Source organism: Tenacibaculum litopenaei (genome assembly GCF_964514025.1).
GTDB classification, from domain to species: Bacteria; Bacteroidota; Bacteroidia; order Flavobacteriales; family Flavobacteriaceae; genus Polaribacter; species Polaribacter litopenaei.
The window spans coordinates 299,809-317,885 of record NZ_CAZEQT010000001.1 but is presented as its reverse complement, the minus strand read 5'-3'; the positions used below and the strand labels follow the sequence as shown (position 1 = coordinate 317,885).

The 18,077-nt window shown below is 41.9% G+C and carries 6 protein-coding genes; all 6 read left to right on the top strand.

Translation table 11 applies throughout. The annotated features are described in order from the left end of the window. Positions 1-62: 62 nt before the first annotated feature. The 6 genes from ACKTS5_RS01315 to ACKTS5_RS01290 are packed head-to-tail and all read left to right on the top strand — an operon-like array spanning position 63 to position 17,857. Positions 63-4,436, top strand: coding sequence for a DUF6603 domain-containing protein (locus ACKTS5_RS01315; protein WP_408042022.1), 4,374 nt, complete (start codon positions 63-65; stop codon positions 4,434-4,436). Between the two features lie 28 nt (positions 4,437-4,464). Continuing rightward, entirely contained in the window at positions 4,465-6,375 is a 1,911-nt protein-coding gene (locus ACKTS5_RS01310) for a hypothetical protein (RefSeq protein ID WP_408042021.1), read from the top strand. Positions 6,376-6,388: 13 nt separating this feature from the next. Next, positions 6,389-10,237: a hypothetical protein gene (locus ACKTS5_RS01305; RefSeq protein ID WP_408042020.1), complete on the top strand. Its 3,849-nt coding sequence runs from the start codon at positions 6,389-6,391 to the stop codon at positions 10,235-10,237. A gap of 24 nt (positions 10,238-10,261) precedes the next feature. Then, positions 10,262-12,781, top strand: a complete 2,520-nt coding sequence (locus tag ACKTS5_RS01300) for a LamG-like jellyroll fold domain-containing protein (protein WP_408042019.1) — start codon at positions 10,262-10,264, stop codon at positions 12,779-12,781. Positions 12,782-12,785: 4 nt separating this feature from the next. After that, complete coding sequence (locus ACKTS5_RS01295; RefSeq protein WP_408042018.1) at positions 12,786-13,856, top strand: phosphotransferase family protein; 1,071 nt, start codon at positions 12,786-12,788, stop codon at positions 13,854-13,856. Positions 13,857-13,867: 11 nt separating this feature from the next. Next, a complete protein-coding gene (locus ACKTS5_RS01290; RefSeq protein ID WP_408042017.1) occupies positions 13,868-17,857 on the top strand; it encodes an actin cross-linking domain-containing toxin in 3,990 nt (1,329 codons plus the stop codon). Positions 17,858-18,077: the final 220 nt, after the last annotated feature.

The window sequence follows — 18,077 nt, the reverse complement described above, 5'->3', positions numbered from 1 at the left end:
TATCCTCGCAGATACTACAGCTATCGGTATCTAACAGTGATGATGAACAAGTAAAGAAATACATGTCCCGTTTTTTAGCTGCCGCAGGACCGGCAACTATTACTGGAACAGGTGTTACCCTTACTGAAGCAAAGCCCGGAAGAGAATTTCGAGTAACAGGAACATCCACTGCTCCCATCATGGGATTTACTGGAGGAACGTTTACTTTACTAGTCAGCGCAGTCTCCAACGATGAAATCAAAATCGATTACTCTGTAGAACACAAAGCAAGCGATATTCCTAAAAACGTTTTTATTCCAGCTACCTTACAGCAATTCAAAACCTCCGACTTCACCCTAAAGCTATCCATTACAGGTAGTGATTTAAAGGTCACCAAGGCGGTGCGCTTAAAAAATGCCCCCTTGAATTTGGATTTTTCTTCTACCGGTCCTCAAACCGACCAGGTAAAATTAGCTGTTGAAAACAATCAATTTCCAGCCTTATCAAATATCGACAAGCTTCCTGAACTCTTCGGTGTAACTGCACAAGAATACCCCGTTTTACAGTTTATCCCTACACCTGTAAAGAACGTACTTTCCAACATCAAGGTGAACGATACCGTAGTTATTTACAACAGGAATACCGGTGAGATTGATTTCTTTGAAATTGAGTTATCAACTCCAACAAACTGGTCAATTATCCCTTCCAAATTGACCCTTAACAACGTCGGTGTAAAGGCCAGCATGCGTGGTAACACTCCCGAAAACCGATTTTTCAACACCCAATTGTATGCAGACACCACCCTAGGCAGCTTGCGTACTAAATTCTATGTAGAACCAGGAATCGGAACAAATTCAACTTGGAAAGCCGGCTTGGCGCCCAGCCAACCTCAAGGCATTACCTTTGACAAAGGGTGGAATACCCTATTCGACTTAGCAGGAGTTCCTAAAGCATCGGTCCCTAGTCTTCCACAAGGATTGGATGCACTCAAAGCTATTGAGCTGAAAACCTTTGAGTTTGACTTCAGTCTAGCTCCTTCATTTCAAGCCAACAGTGTCAACGTGGCCCTAGCTTCTAATGAACCATGGGTACTTATCCCTAATTTCTTGACGCTTTCAAACTTTGATCTTTTCTTACAAATTGCGAAGTCCAATAACAAGTTTCAGTTCAACCATGCAGCCATCAACGCTATTTGGAGGCTCGGTAAAACCCCGATACAATTTTCAGCAAGTACTGACAACTCGAAATGGCGTTTCGACGGCTCGCTGTTGGCTCCGGTAAACTTCTCTGAGTTTCTAAAAGGACACTTTAACCTGCCAAGTGCCTTTCCTGACATTGAACTAGAAACTGCCAATATCCACTTTGAGACAGAGGGTTCTAAAAAGACCTTTCATATCGATACCCTCGTCGATATTAAATCGTCACATGCCAGTCAATTTCCAATGGCTTCGAGAATTGGTGGTACTTTAGACATAACGCACGACCCCAATAACCCTAGTGCCAATACAAAAGCAGGAAGCCTCACGATGGAACTCGACTTGGGAGTTACCTTTAATTTGAGCACCAGCCTAAGCGATGCGGGATTGATTTTTTCAGGAGCAGCCGACGGAAATATTGCCTTGGGTGGACTCCTTGACCAAATCGGAAAAAAACTCAATATTCCCGTAACCTTACCCGATAGTATCAAAGGACTGACAGCTTCCAACGTTGCTATCAACCTGAACTTTGCCAAGAAGGAATTTGACTTTACCTGTACCTTAAATGCTCCGCATTACCAATCGGATCTCAACCTGAGCTTAAAAATTGAAATTCGAAGAGTTGACGGGAAATACACTGTCAAAATCAACAATACTGTCACTATTGGTAAGTACCAATTTAACTTGCTCTTTGAAAAAAACCCGAAAAGTAAATTACTCGTAGCAACCTTCGCTCCAACAACATCTGAACAAGTAGATGTAAAGCAATTCGTAGCAACGCACTTGTCAGCCAGTGTAGGAAGTGTTATTCCACCAAACCTACTCGTGGGTCTTAAAGACATTATTTTTGTGTACGACAAAGACAACCAAAAAAGTAAGTTTTTCCTTGGCTTTGATTTAACTACTGGCTTTGATCTTTCGAGCTTACCACTCGTAGGCAAAATTTTCACTGAAAACCGCAAGGTTTCCATCGATGGCTTTAGATTGATGGCTATTTCTGGAGATTTCCAAGAGGATGAATTAACAGAAATCAATACGATCATAGAGTCGAATAATTTTACGGGAATTCCAACCCCTAAACCGGCAGCGACCATCAACATCACCGGGAAATTAAACATGGCAGGTAGCAAAAAAGAAATTGGTCTTCCTATCGGTGCCCAACCCGTAGATGACAAAAAACTCCCTGCAGCAAAAACAACCGGTGCCACGCTAAACGATACCAACCGAGCTATCAAATGGATGAAAGTACAAAAATCTATTGGTCCCTTTCATTGGGAACGCGTAGGAATAGAGTACAAAAAGAAAGAGCGAAAAATTTATTGTTATTTAGATGCCTCACTCAGTGCCTTTGGCTTGACCTTAGACCTTCAAGGGTTGGGTATAGGAAGTACACTCGATGCGTTTAACCCGTCGGTTGACCTACACGGACTCGGAGTTGAGATCAAGAAAGGAAACCTCGAAATCGCTGGAAGCTTTTTGCGAAATACTGTTGGCTCAGGTGCTGATGCCTACGACGAATACGACGGTTCGGTAGTGTTAGGAATGTCTGAATTCAAAATTATGGCCTTGGGTTCATATGCCAAGTACAAAGGACATACTTCCATGTTTATCTATGCTGCTGTCAACGCTCCGCTAGGAGGTCCAGTGTTCTTCTTTTTAGAAGGCTTGGCTGCCGGAATTGGTTACAACCGATCGTTAACGGCTCCTCCTTTAAATGAAGTTGCTCAATTCCCATTAGTAGCTGAAGTAGTGGGGACAGATACCAGCGGTAGCCTCACCGATGAATTGGTAAAGCTACGCAAGTACATCAAACCGCAACAAGGAGAATACTTTGGAGCTGTTGGAGTCAAATTCTCTTCATTTAAAATTATTGACTCTTTTGCTTTAATCACCCTATCCTTTGGGAAACACTTTGAATTAGATGTCTTTGCCATCTCTACACTCGTAGTTCCACCTGAAGACCCGAAACCATTGGCAGAAGTTCAAATGGCAGTAAAAGCTGTATTTGCACCTGATGAAGGTGTGTTGGGAATTAGTGCCATTTTAACGCCATCGTCGTACATCTTCTCTAAAGATTGTATCCTAACAGGTGGGTTTGCTTTCTATTCGTGGTTTAAAGACATTCCGGAAAGGCAAATTACCGCTGGAGACTTTGTGTATTCATTAGGAGGCTATCACCCGAGATGGGACAAGCCAAAACACTATCCGAATTTACCACGTGTAGGCTTCAACTGGAATGTGAGTTCGCACGTGCAAATTAAAGGAGGTTGTTATTATGCCCTCACAGGATCAGCCTTGATGGCCGGTGGTTTTCTCGATGCCACTTGGCATTCAGGAGCGCTAAAAGCTTGGTTTAAAATGGGAGCAGATTTCTTAATGTCGTGGAAACCCTACCACTACGATATTTCAGCCTATGTCGAAATTGGAGTTTCTTATACATTCCACTTCTTCGGAACCCATCATATTCACGCAAGTTTAAGTGCTGATTTACAAATTTGGGGACCTGAATTTGCAGGAAAAGCGCATGTAAAACTTTGGATTATTTCATTCACCGTGAGGTTTGGAGCCGGTCAGTCAGTACCAAAACCAATTTCTTGGAACGCCTTTAAGTCGGCCTTCTTACCAAAAGAAACGGCAAAATACACCTCGATAAGAATCAAAGACGGGTTGATTAAAGAAGAAAATGACTTCTACATAGCAAACCCAAAAACGCTAAACATGGCTATCAATTCGGTCATTCCGATCAATGAAGCAAGTGTCGGTGCAACGTCAATTACCGGGAGTTTAGGGAAACACAGTTTCGGAATCGCTCCTATGGCTAAAAAACAAGGAGATATCAGCTCTAAGATGGACGTTAGCGTAAGCTACGAAGGCAGTGACGCCACAGCGCAATTTAAAATCACACCGATTAAAAAAGCGATGCCTGCAGGTGTTTGGGGTAGCAAGTTACTTTCTGACCTATCGGATGACCAGTTTATCAAGGAGGTACCAGTAGGTTTTGAAATTACTCCAAAGACTCCAGTAAAACCCTCAGCTTCTCATTTCATAACGCAAGAAAAGCTTCTCGAAGGCGATCCTCATACTGGAAGCCAATTTAATTGGAACACAGAACTTCCTAGCGAAAAAATTTCAAAAAAAGCCTTAGCTGCCTACCAAATGGAATTTAACGAAGCTAAAAAAATAGCCAATGCCTTTGGAATCAACGTCACGGAACAAGGAAACACGTTCCTAAAAGAGGCCAGCTTTATCGGAGTTGTTTAACAGCCACTCATTAATCTAATACACTCACATGATGAATAAAATTCAATTTATCGAAAATCATAAACCAGGACTGGTTTCTGGTAATTATGAAATAGCCATAAATCAATCGCTGAATATCTCAGGGACAGCCACTGCTGACTCCAGAATTCCCGCGAAAAAACAGAAATTCGCCGTTCTTGGAGAGCGCACTACGATTCCTCCAACCATGGTACATGCCACCTTTCCGCCTAAAAATAACCTGGGGGAGTATTCAAACACATTTCCACACATTGTATTGAATAGAAGTACCTTTCCTTGGGAACGCGAAATTCAAGTACAGGATACAGATACGCCATGGTTAGCCTTACTTGTATTTACGGAAGCGGAAGCCCCAAAAGTACTCGTCAAAAAATGGTCGGACCTCAAAGGTGACAGAAGCTTGAAAGGAAACATTTACAAGCCATACGATTTTAGCTTCTCGGAAGTACACCAAAAAGACAGTGATTTACTCAAAGTTATTCAGGTGCCAAAGGCACAAATAGACCTACTTAAGCCCAGTGTCAAATCGTTAAAGTTAAGTGCACACGTACGTAAAACAACAGCTGCAAGCACTCCTGTAGCAGAGCTTCCTGAACGTGCGGTGATTATTGGAAACCGCTTACCTAAGCGCGGTGAAAGAACACATGTACACCTAGTTTCTCTAGAAAAGTGTTATATAAATGACAAATTAGCTGCGCCCAGCAGTGCTGATGCTGCCACGCAGTATCAGTTAATTTCACTGTACAATTGGAGCTTTAGTTGTATTGCGCGTGAGCACAGTTTTAGCGGACTACTCACCAACCTCAACCAAACTCCTTCTGTATTACAACGACCAGCAATTACAGGCAGCACCCCTGAAATACAAGCCATCAACCAGCAGTTGGCAGCTGGTAAAAACGCGTTGGAGTATCGTGGTAGAACCGGGGTTACTAGTGCAGCCTATTACCGTGGTCCTCTAGTTCCATTTACACCAAAAAAACCAGCTATTTACCGCCCAGTAATCAGTGCTGACACCCTACTTAACGTAGTCAAAGGCAAAGGAGTATTCGATGTATCCTACGCCGCTGCCTGGGAGTTAGGACGCTTGTTAACCTTGAACAGAAAAGGTATTGCAGAGAAGTTACACCTATGGAAGCTGCAGAAAAAGTCAGCATTTCACAAAGACTTTGATCGACACCACCTTCCAGCCCTTCAAAATACGAATCGCGTTGCCGAGACTACCATGGCAAGTGAACTCCAAAAATGGTTTACCGACCTCGGCTTGTTAAAACACCTTCCGTTTAACTATCTGGTTTCGGATGAAAGTTACTTACCTGACGAATCGCTGCGTTTTTTCTCGGTTGATCCAGCTTGGACACAAGCCCTGCTCGATGGCGTTTTGAGTGTGGGGCGAGTTACCAACCTAGCCCAGGCACACGATTTAAGACTGTGGAACGAGGTGGGCACCTTAATTCCTCAAACAACCGTTTCTGGGGTGTTACTCCGTTCTGAAGTGGTTTCGGGCTGGCCTGATTTCATTGTCAATGGCTATGCGAAATCAAAAAAACTAAAACGCCTTCGTTTTGAAAAATTATCCAAAACTATTGCCATCTGTTTGTTTGAGGGCGAACTGGAACAATTGGAAATTCACGAAAAACCAGAATTGCTACATTTTGGTTTGGACATTCCTGAAAAAGACCCTGATCAAATTACTTGGAATGATTACAGCAAAAGACTTCGCGATTACAATACGGGATCATTTACCTCGCAAAAAATCACGGCCATCCCACATAAAGACCAACGCGTACACCGAATAGTAGATTTTGAAGCTATGGCTGGGCAGTTACACCCTACGGCCAGTGCCAACCCTGCCGAATTTGCCTTTCAAATGACTGAAGGTGTGCAAAAAGTAGTCTTTAACAAATCCAATAAAAACGCTTAAAAATAAATATCAAATGAAATCTTTTATAGTTGTACCCATACATACCAACTTGCTGCATCTGAAAGATCCTATGCGTGTTATCAAACCGCATTACGACTTTAGTAAGCTTCCTTATTTTAACGGATCGTATAACGTAAACGAAAACACTCCTTATTTAGGAGACGCCATTTCGGCAAAGCCGTTTCAAAACCGCGATCACCTGTTAAAACCAGGAGTGCACTTACACTGGGCCTTACCCGATGCTTTAACCCAAGGTACTCATACAGAAGCACAGACCACTTTTCCTATTATACCCAACAGATGGTTGGTAGCTAAAACCACGCGAGTGTACCGAAAAGACGTCCTTATCGACACTAAATCCAATAAATGGATCGTCGAAAGTGACTACCTGTATCCACATGCAACACCCGAACCTGAATTAGCGACGACCACTACCTATCCGGTTATGTGGCCAACACCTAGTGATGCCCACCAACCGCCTTATCATCACATGGGGCGTAAAGTACGCTTTGAACATTGGAAAGAACAGGCAAGTGAGCGCTACCTCATGTCAAAACCCAACTACGAGCTATCGGCCATAGGATATGGATCTCCCGATTTCGCTTCAAATTATGTCAATTGTCATTCGGTGTTAGGATTTCACGATGAAGAACCTGCTCAAGCTGGAGAAGTTATCACCTATGAAATCATCGGTTGGTACAGTGATGAAGCCAAAGATGTACTCAAACAATACGTCGATAATTTAACCGCTAAAAACTCAGCAATCACTCCTTCTGAAATCGTTGAAAACATCAGCAACCACTTTAACTGGGTCACTGAAGAAAAAGGAGGGAAAAGTCCAAGCCAAACACTTTGCTACAGTTCCGTTGAGTATACCGCACCACAAAAAGGACAAACCTTACCAGAACACCCAGCCTTGAAAAACAGGGTAGGCAATCAAGTATCAGTAGGAAATAGCCTATCCGAAACGATGTCTTCTTTAATTGCCGACAACCTCGCTAAGGACGACAAAGCACTAAAAACCAGAATCGAAGAAGAGCTAGAAACTATTAGTTTACTCGATGATTTGGAGCATCACGACTTGGATTTACAATACCACATGCAAGATCAACGTCATTTAAGTGGGTTTAAAACTTCCGGAGCGGGAGAACTTTGGCTCGTCAAACTAGAAACAAAGGACACTGCCAATACAGCTGACTCTAAATCCGGTACCCATCACCACGCCACAGAGATCCCAGCGGATGTTTCTTTAGCTGTCAACAATTTGAATACTCTTCAAATTGAACTCAACAAGCGATTAAACGTATTGGAAACGCAACAACAGGAATTGTTTAGCTATTGGTACAAATACTTGGAAATTCGCTATAATACAGAGGCTTTCAATGAACTCGTTGACATAGACGAGATGAAAGAGTTGATTGAAAACAAGTATTTGCAAGACGTTGAAAATGAAAAGCTAAACATAGGACACCTACGCACGGAACTCAACAAGTTAAAGCAACAATTAGAGCAGCGAATTACTGCCTTTAATCAGGACGCAAAAAACATTGAGAAAAAGATCACCTTGGTGTTACGATCAGAACCTGCGCCGAGATATTATCAGCCCAACGATGTGAATATACTCCTTTCTGGGCCTTTAGCCGAAGCCAGTATTCGACATGGTTTTGACGGTCGATTAAGAGCGGATAACAAACTGCGCTGCCATACTGTAAATGCACAGAATTTACAAGAGCTCTTAGCCAATACCAAACCTCTTGTCAAAGCAGTATACAGTAGCAAAGAGTCGAAATCAATTGCGGTTAACAGGGTCACTACACTTCCTTGGAACCCACAAACCATTGAGTGGGAAGTCAATATTTTCCCGCAACTCAACGCTGATACAGCGCATTCCAAAGCAATTGACTATACCGAAAATACCGTTGAAGCCAACTACCGAGTGGCTGCCGATGCCCCAGACTTTCACACGCGTGAAGGAAGCGGAATTTCTTCGGTGTCTAACACCTTGCAAGGAAGAAACTTTATTGGGCAGCATCCGAAAGAGATTTTGAAGAACAAACTCAAAAACTACTTGTTAAACCATATCGATTTCAACGCTTATTTTAAGGCTAACAACCTTCCCGTAAGCGATAAAAAGTCGTACTTCGAAACTCATGGAGACAAAGTTATTACTTGGTATTTATCACTACCTGTCACAGGAAAACCAGACTATGACAGTAACGTAAGTGAAACGGCTCGTAGAAACTACGAGAACCAAGTTACGAACAGGAACTACGCTAAATCATACGCATTGTTGATTAACGAAACTTTCCATATCAATGCCATGAGTTTAGGTGGATTCAACGAAGGAATGCTCATGCAAGAAACGGCCATGCAGTTACCCATTCACGACCCCGTAGGTTTTGTAAATGACCAAGCCTTTGTAAACCGAGTAAAATCGGCTATTGGAAATACGCATAAATACACGCCTTTACCGCTAAACAACTACCTGCCCATCCGTGCCGGACATCTCGAAATAGCGCATCTGGACCTCATCGATTCTTTCGGGCGTACCGTAGCGTTTAAGAGCCCGGAGATTGTGAGACCTGTTTCGTTAGAAAGTAATTTTAGTCAAAATTTCGTGCAGTTATATCCGCGTTTATCGCATCCGGCACGCTTGTGGTTCCGATGGATTTCTGCTTCCGATTTAGCTGTAGAATCTAATCAGACGGCAAATTCGTCACCTGTATTTGGATGGGTCGTTGCCAACAACCTAGACTTCAGCCTAGAGTTTTATACCGCAAGCGGTGAACAGTTTGGAATTATTAATGCCGATGTACTTTGGGAAGCTTTTCCTGGCAAAGCAGAAATCAATTTAAGGGAGGCCGGTAAAAATGCCGATAACCAACAGGTTTTACTCTTGGATTTTATCAACAGAATCCTAACCTTTTCTAAGGCAGAATTCCAAGCCTTCATCACAAACATTGATGAATCTTTGGAGCATATTCATCCTGCCGATTTTTCAATGCACTTCGAGCGCGCATTGATTCAAGGAAGACCTATGGCTTTGACCAAAGCACAAGTTGCTATTGAAGTAAAAGGCGCCATTCCTGAAAACCAAAGTTGGGAAGCCTACCGCGACCAACTGAATGCTGCCAATGACCAAGTACATCCACACGAACACGTCAATTTCCCTATTCGAATAGGCGAGCACCATCGTTTAGACGACGGAACTATCGGTTACTGGTTGGACGACAACGATCAATACGATCGCAATACCGCGAATCTTCCTTATATCACTAACCCCGATGACAGCACCAGCTTTTCGTTGAATATGAAAAACGGACAACAAAACCTGACCCTGCTCATTGATCCTAGGGCTAAGATTCACGCCACTTCAGGAATTTTACCTGTAAAGAACATTGCTCTTTTACCGGTGCATTTCAAAAATGCCTTGTCTAAAATTCAGGTTAGCTCACGAGTTATGCCTATTCTAAGCTCTAAATCTCACTTAGAATTCCCTTTGCCGAGCGATCCGGAATTAACATTAAACTGGATTGAAAACCAAGGTGACCAATGGCGTACCATTTCGCAAGCGGGCAACTTCAGCTCCGCACAATTTACTGAGGTTTTTGGAGCCGTGAGCACTGAACTTTGGGCGGAACTCAAAAGCAAAACATGGATTCAAGAAACCCGACCAGGAGCAGCAAAAATCAGCTCAAAAGACGACCGTAGCACGGTAGCCTTGATCCCTAAATTCATTCCCTTAACTGCTAAAATCGAATCTTTTTTCAACAGTGTTTCTATTCATAACCCTATCACAGAAACTCAATTCCAACCCGATTTGATACTCCGTGAAGGATGGATTTCAATTCAAAACAAGTAAAAATTAATCATCAAATAAACTAAAATGAACACAAAAAAATTAGCCTTATACTTTCCATTGACAACTCTCAGTACGGCGAGTAACACCCGATATTTAAGCAATCGTGTTTTCACGAATAGTCCCGCAATTTTCTTTGGAAACCCTAGCGTAGTTTTAGATAAAAAATTTGGAAATGCCATTGTATTAGACGGAAGTTCTACCTACAGCCGTGTCGATACTACTGGAACTGAAACCATTGCTGATGGCAATGCGATCACTGTTCAAATGTGGGTAAAAATGAGCGAAAATAGCGCTAAAGAACGCTACCTCTTTGCCTCAAAACTGAGCAGAGCCAAAAACAACGGTTTCGAAATCTTTGTAAAAAATGGGATTATCCATGTTAAAACACCAAGTCAAACCGCCGTTGCTTTTTCCGGAACCGTGCTTCCGTTAGATCAGTGGGCCCACCTTTCCTTGATTGTCAATGCCACTGCGAACAACGTTCAATTAGTGCTCAACGGTGAATTAAAAGACACTAAAACCCTCAGCTTGCAAGCCGACGATTTAAAAATTGGACAATTTACCCATATCGGGGTTGCTACAGATGTGACAAAACACTTTAAAGGAGCTATTTCACACTTACGCTTTTACAAAGAAGCTTTGGATATTGCCAGCATCCGCCAAGTATTGGAAAGTGACCTAGTAACTCATGAGGCTGTAAAAAGATTCAACCCTTTAAAGTTTAAATGGTTAGACAACAGAGGTAACGAAGCTATTTTCTTCGGAACTACTGACAGCAATAACGTTACCAAGTTAGAAATCGCTAACCAATCTGAAGTTGATGTACAATGGAATGCCTCATCAGCAAGCGCTGCCAGCAAAGACAACTACCACCTTAAAATTGTCTTTAAACCAGGTGAACTAACCAATCCGAACTCGATTGACAAACTCGGTGATGCTCAAGACAAGTTGTTTAAAGAGGTTCATGCCAATGGTACTGTTGACGTCTACATCTTGTTTACTGCTGGACGCGTGATTAAAAGCAACCAAATCTATGAGATTCCTTTTACCAACCTAAAAGCCTCAGGAAACGGAGGAGGTAGATCGACTGTAGTCCGATATGAATACCAATCATTAATTGTTGAAAACAACCCGGTTCCTATAGCTCAAAATGCAGAAGCACAGTTGACTATTGCAAACCACTTAGGAAGCAGAACATCGCCTTTTAATATGAATTGGATTGGTAATGATTTTATTCAGTACCAAACGGAAAGTAAGCTTACGCTCGAAATTTTAAACAGTCTCTCAACACCTTTAGCTGTCAACGCTCAAACGCGCTTTATCATTAAATTAGATCAGGGTGACGACGCCTTAGATGTTACGACAAACGACAAAGCGGAGACGATAGTTGTAACGCAAGTTCTCGACAAGGCAAAAGAAAAAAAGAACGTTTGGAACATCGCCCAAAGTAAACAAGGATCACTCGTCACTTGGATCATTACTCCCGATTCCAAAACAGTTGACATTCCTGCCAATGGTAAGCTCGTTTTTACCATCGACAAGATTAAATCGGAGAAAGCGGTCAATAACAGCTCTAATTTTTATGTAGAATACAAAAATGTATTGGGGTACTGGGACAATAAAATCACCTTACCCATCCGAAAAATATCAGCTCCACAGGCCTTTAAGGTTCAAGGGGATGCCGATAAATACTATCCTATTTATTTCTTTGACACCCAATGGGAAATGGGACAACGTTACCAATTATCGATTTCGCGCTCCAATGTTCATTTAGACACCAATAATGGCTGGAAAGGGTCGTTAAGTTTAGAAATTACAGGTCATAGTACAAATTATGGACATCGTTCAAATTCACTTGAATACAGTTTGAACCAATACAACCAGAATGTAAACGGTCCACGATTCTTTATGGGCGCAGAAAATGTAGACCGAACTGCGGGAGTTATTGTTTGGTTACGAGGTGATGCCACCTATCATTGGTATTCTCCTACTCATATGCAGTTAAGTGATTTTAGCATCGCTAAAAAGCAATTTCACGGCGGAAAAGAATACGTGGTTAAAACCTTTGCGAACGAGTCTAAGTTTGACGCCTTTCACATCAGCCAGTCAGCCTTACTTCCTACGGGGTCTATTATTATGTGGAACGGTGCTCACAATGCTGTTCCAGCCGGTTGGAAACTCTGTGATGGAAATTTTGGAACTCCCAATTTAAGCGGTAAGTTCATTGTTGGATACAAAGCAGGTAATGCCGAATACAGCGTTGGAGCTACAGGAGGTGAAGAAAAGCACGTACTCACCACCCAGGAACTCCCTCCACACTCGCACGGCGTTACCGATCCAGGACACAGGCACTCCACACAAAAAACCTTGGACCCAAGTGCTACAGATGCCGACGATAACTCATTTAACGTCTATGCTCGTAGAGGGGGTACCAGCTATACGGACACGGTAAAAACAGGTATTTCTATCCAGAATACAGGTAGTGGTGCAGCCCATGAAAACCGCCCTCCGTACTACGCACTTTGTTACATCATGAAAATGTAATACTATGCAGTATCTACCCTATTTCAAGTTCCGGTTTCCGGAGCTTGAAATTTTAAACCAGCGCAGCATTGCAGAGGACAATGCCATATGTATTAGCAGAATTACGAGTACCGAGAACGAAACCTTTGTCAAAAAGAAACTTAAAAACTTCAATAACCCCAACTATCCCTTCCAAAGAAAAATGGAATTTATTGGTGAGTGTATTAACTACCTGTTTTTAAACGACTCTCGTGTTGTATTTGAAGGCAAACCAAGGTTAGTGCAATTGGAAGAAGATTATATGCTGTTGGAAGATTTGGGGCAAGGAGTCCGATTTAGCGAACAAAACACCCATGCTTTGGCCAAAACCATTGCCGATTTACACAATACTACGGCGCCACTGCAATCCGTGTACACCGAGCTTTGGAATACGTACAAGCCTCTGATCCATCAAACATCGCAATACGACGAACGGAAATACAGTTTGCAAGAACAGTCATTGTTTTTCGATTACGGAAGGAATTCGCTACTCAACTATGTTACTAACTGTCAGAAATTCAAAAGTGAGCCACTACAAAAATGCCTAGCCACTATCAAAGACACCATTGATACCCCGTCAGAGCACTGGTTAGCATTGATACATGACGATCTTATTTCGACGCGACAATTTATTGTCAATCAAGATAAAATCCAACTTATCGACTGGGAAACAGCAAAATTTGCTCATCGCTTACGCGAACTTGGACTGATGCTAACAGGGCGCTTGGAACGCGATGACTCACGTAACATTTTTCATAATAAGCTAGGGCTGACGGATGATTTCATTGACGTTTACAAGGCACATTCAAACCTCAAGGCTATTGACGATGAGGAATGGAAATTTCAGCTCTCTGCCGCACTTATGTACAATACTGTTGTAAACATAGGTGTGCTGTCACTGGTACACTTGCAACCAGCAACCACGAGGGTATTATTGCAACAAATGGTGGAAGCCACCCTTGCGTATCCAAACCATACGGAATCGCATAAACTACTAACAGACATTTTTTTTGATGAAAGCTATGTCGAGTTTTTCATCACTCAAAAAAACAATTAAAGAAAAAAATTATGGATTATTTTTTAGGAATAGACAAACTAAATACCACGCAGGAATTAAAAGCAGCCGAGGAGTCGTTGGGGTCAGAAGTCAAAATTTCACCCATAGGGTTTCTCTTGGCATATCCTACGATAAGTGCTATCAATATAGCCTTAGACACAACCGCTAAAACCACAATAGAAGAACTCGAACAAGAACTAGATCCCGATAAACTCGACGGTTTAGGCGTAAGAGAAAAGGCAACACGTAGGAATAACGTTGCAAAAGCCAGAACCTTTTACCAGCTCATTCAACACAAAAACGTTACTCCCATTCTTAGCAACTGTTTTAAACGTGCTGAATTTTTGGTGGAGCAATATCTCAAAAGCAAAAAAATAAACGCAAAGGAACTTTACAATACCTTACTACTTATTGACGGAGAAAAGATGGACACCGCTAGGGTCAGCAATTTCCTAGCAGATCACAGATTATTAAACGGACTTTTAACCCAACTCCAAGAAGGTATTAATCGCGGGATTCCGTTAATGATCAATCGAATTGTAAAGGAAGAGAAGAGAATCAAAAGCTTACAGGCTATTGTTCCTTTTCCCAACACAGCTGGGCCGGTATACGCAAACCAAAAACAACAGGTAATGCTTTTTGCTAATAATAACCAAGCTTTTACTTACAAACCTTGGAATTCGCAATTTGAGCAAGAATTGATAGGCGATGGAGAAAACAGTTTACTAAAGATTCTAACCAAGGAACAAGCAACAGCAGCTGGTTTAACGGAGTTTATTGATTTCCCCATGGCTAAAATCAAAAACTACTCTGATACCAAAGGGGCGTTTTCTTTCACGGTATACGAACAACTCCAAATTCCACAAAGTAAACAGGCGAACTACAATTTATTTTTTGACAACACGGTAACTGATCGTGCCTGTATTGATCGCATGGGACTCGATGACAAAGCCGTTGACTACAAAAAGTACTATACGCTCTTAGGACAATGGTTGGGGCTGTCGTACTTTTTTAAAATACCAGCGCTCTTTCGAGCAGAAAACTTGCTAGTCAATAAAAACAGTGAACCTGTAGTACTCAATACAGAATTTGGTCATGTGGACTTCCCTGATGATTTTGGAAGTGCCGCACTAACAGGCACTGGCGCCCTGAGTATTGATACTTGGAACAATTCTGGAATTCCAAACATTCCAGGTCGTTACGGAAACTTCCTTGTAAAAAAGAGCGAGCCTATAAAATTACAGTTTGAGAACAACTTTGGGTTAAATAGTGATTTCATTATTAAAGGATTCACCAATGTTTTACGTCTTATGTCCAAACAAGCTGCTGCCATTACCACATGGCTAGGCACGCTAGAACAACAAAATGTTCCAATTTACATCGTGGCTGCAGATACCTTGAAACTGTATGAAAAATCCTTATTGATTTTTAACGAGCGCAGTAGTGAACTGGTAAATCCGGAAAATCTTCTCAGGCTGTTAAATACCGAATTTGAAAATGCCTTAAAAACATTAAAAAGCAAGGATCGCATTGCCTTAACGCGTCCAGATAAGATTATTACCGATATTCAAAATGGCGGTATTCCGTTGTACCATGTGGGTATCAAAGACACCAAGCTTTTTGATGACAATAATGCCGAGATTAAAGCAGTGACCTTAACCGATAGCCCTACGGGTACTCCTGCCGTTCATTCGAGTCAAGAAGACTATTTCCAAACCTCTAAGCTCGACCTCTTTAAAGATACCTTAACTCGCCTTACCACAGACGTCGGTACCTTTGTAAACGAAGCATCTTCGAATATTAAAAAAAGCTTAGAAGGTCAATTGAGCAATGGTGAGAATTTTAGCTTTGATAAGGCCCCTTTGATAGCCCGAATCACTGCGGCTTTCGCAGGTCAACAAGCCAGTAAAACCAGAGCTTTAGATGCTCTTGAGAATTTTTCACAAAAGAAAAATTCTCGAAATTCATGGCTGGCTTACGAATTAAACCCCGAAGTAGCCACCCTTACCGATTTCGAACATTTCCATAAGTACGAACACGATCATATTGAGGAGGCAGGTACTATCACCTATGCGAAAAAAAGTACCAGCCCTCTATTGGAAAGCACCAATAAATGCGCTGTTGAGTACACCATCAGCTATGCAACGGTACCTACGGGAGGTAGCTATATCAGAGAAGTGCAATGTTATTATAGAAAAGACCCTGGGGTCTCACCAAAAATTCTAGACACAGAGCCTTCGAACGACAAACTTTGGCTAGACGATTATACTGCGGTAGTTTTCAAGGGTATTGCACCAAGTGAAGCTAACAAAACGAATGCCGAAATTCGTTTTAACTACCTACTCTCAAACAAGCGAACAGATAATAGCTATTTGCGAAATCAGGTAAGTATACTACAAAGTAGCGCATTAAAACCGCACAGTGCCCTTGACACTACCAAGTTCAATGAGAAATTAAATGCGAACATGGTGAACGAAACCTGGACAACAACCTCGAAAGGCACTTACTTTAAAACGACTTTTACCAATGCTACCAGCGATGCCAATAGCCTTATTTCTTGGACACGAACAAATTTAGGTGTTGCACAGGACCAGCTAACCCTATCGGTAAAAGCAGAAGTTGCTCCTCCTCCAGCACTTTACCTTCCTATAACAGGACGCCTAAAACCAGCTCCAGACTTTGGTAAAATTTTCCCTGGAAATTCGATGGGTATAGAAATCGAATTTAGCGGATTGACCTGTGCGCTCCCTGAGTCTGCAAGTCAACAGTTTGCTTGGGTACGAGGACGAAACAAAGAACCTCTCGTCATGATTACCAAAGATATTGGTCAAGGTCGTTACGGAAATCCAGCCAAACTTGATTTCGTCAATGACAAATGGAACCTTCACACTTTGGAACTGGTAACATATCCGTGTTTAATTGACGATGCCGAAGCTATTAAAGAACGAAACGACGCCATCATTTTTCTTACGAAACTCTTTACAGACAGAACCAACAACAATAACCACGCGTCGTTACCAGCCTTAAAAAGTGGTGATGGTCGATTTGAGGTAGTCATCGCCACTAACAAACACATCTTGGCATCGGGTAGTGGGGCCTCTATAGCTCCAACGGGGCAAACTATTGGAATCAGTAGTAGTGGACAGCAAATGACAGTTGGAATCAAAGCCAAAGATTTCGGTTCGGGCAATTCAGATCTCGTAAAACTCTTGGAAAAAGCCAAGTGGTATAAGAGTGCTTTTCAAAATGACGAAGTAATCAAAAATGAATCAGCAACATTTAAAAATGTCTACGCCTACCTGCTCTCGATAGCAATATTCACAACGGAGCTATGTAAAAAACATGGAATTTCTATCCGTAAATGGAAACCATCAGAAGTAGGAATTCCTGAAAAAGCTAAAGGGCTTACTGATCCAATAGTTAAAAATGAATGGGGTATACTACCAAGAACCAGACCCAGTATACTCTTAGAGCTTTTAGACAAAGAAAAGCAAAACCTTGTTAAAGAGTACATACGTACTAAAGGTGAAACAATCTTTACCAATGCGGCTATTAAAGAAGCTTTTTTATGGGAACAAGTATTGGCTTATTTTATAGAAAATGGAGAGGTCGCCGGACACGGTATCAACAAAGCTAAGGTAGGAAATGACCTGCAATCAGAAATTGCAATATTATTTGAGTTTCGCGCCATTCCAACAGAGCTTGAAAAGTTCACTCCTAAAGTGGAAACCGCTAAGGTTGATGTAAAGATCATTGATCAATACAAGGGCGATCAAAGGACCAAGATTGTGCGAAAAATAAATGAGCAAGTAAACAAACCGTCCCTAACGGAAAACTTTAACTCTTGGTATCATAAACTTCGTGAAACACTTCGCAAACCACCTACTTCAAAAGCTCCAGTAGCAATTGCCAGTATCAATGAGAAAGCTCAGTGGTTAATTGAAGAACACAATAGTATTTGGGAGCAAATTAAACGCGAGGTCGAAAATCAACTAGCCTAAATAAGGCTTAGGCTACGACTCCCAGAATTACGAACTCATCTTTGCGTCTGTGTACAGCGAAATGAGTTCGTAATTCACCCTCGTAATTTTACAGTAACCCACTAAAGAAATTAAGGTAGGGCAAGATCGTTACAACCACAGTCGGTTGTTTCCTGTGAATACTACCAACGAGCTTTACAGGCAGTACTTTTCTCAGGTCAACGCACTAGCAACTAATTTC

What these genes read in the sequence shown, in the direction of transcription:
- ACKTS5_RS01310 (WP_408042021.1), top strand. Translation starts at nt 4,465, where the DNA reads ATGATGAATAAAATTCAATTTATCGAAAATCATAAACCAGGACTGGTT.
- ACKTS5_RS01315 (WP_408042022.1), top strand. Translation starts at nt 63, where the DNA reads ATGTCCCGTTTTTTAGCTGCCGCAGGACCGGCAACTATTACTGGAACA.
- ACKTS5_RS01305 (WP_408042020.1), top strand. Translation starts at nt 6,389, where the DNA reads ATGAAATCTTTTATAGTTGTACCCATACATACCAACTTGCTGCATCTG.
- ACKTS5_RS01290 (WP_408042017.1), top strand. Translation starts at nt 13,868, where the DNA reads ATGGATTATTTTTTAGGAATAGACAAACTAAATACCACGCAGGAATTA.
- ACKTS5_RS01300 (WP_408042019.1), top strand. Translation starts at nt 10,262, where the DNA reads ATGAACACAAAAAAATTAGCCTTATACTTTCCATTGACAACTCTCAGT.
- ACKTS5_RS01295 (WP_408042018.1), top strand. Translation starts at nt 12,786, where the DNA reads ATGCAGTATCTACCCTATTTCAAGTTCCGGTTTCCGGAGCTTGAAATT.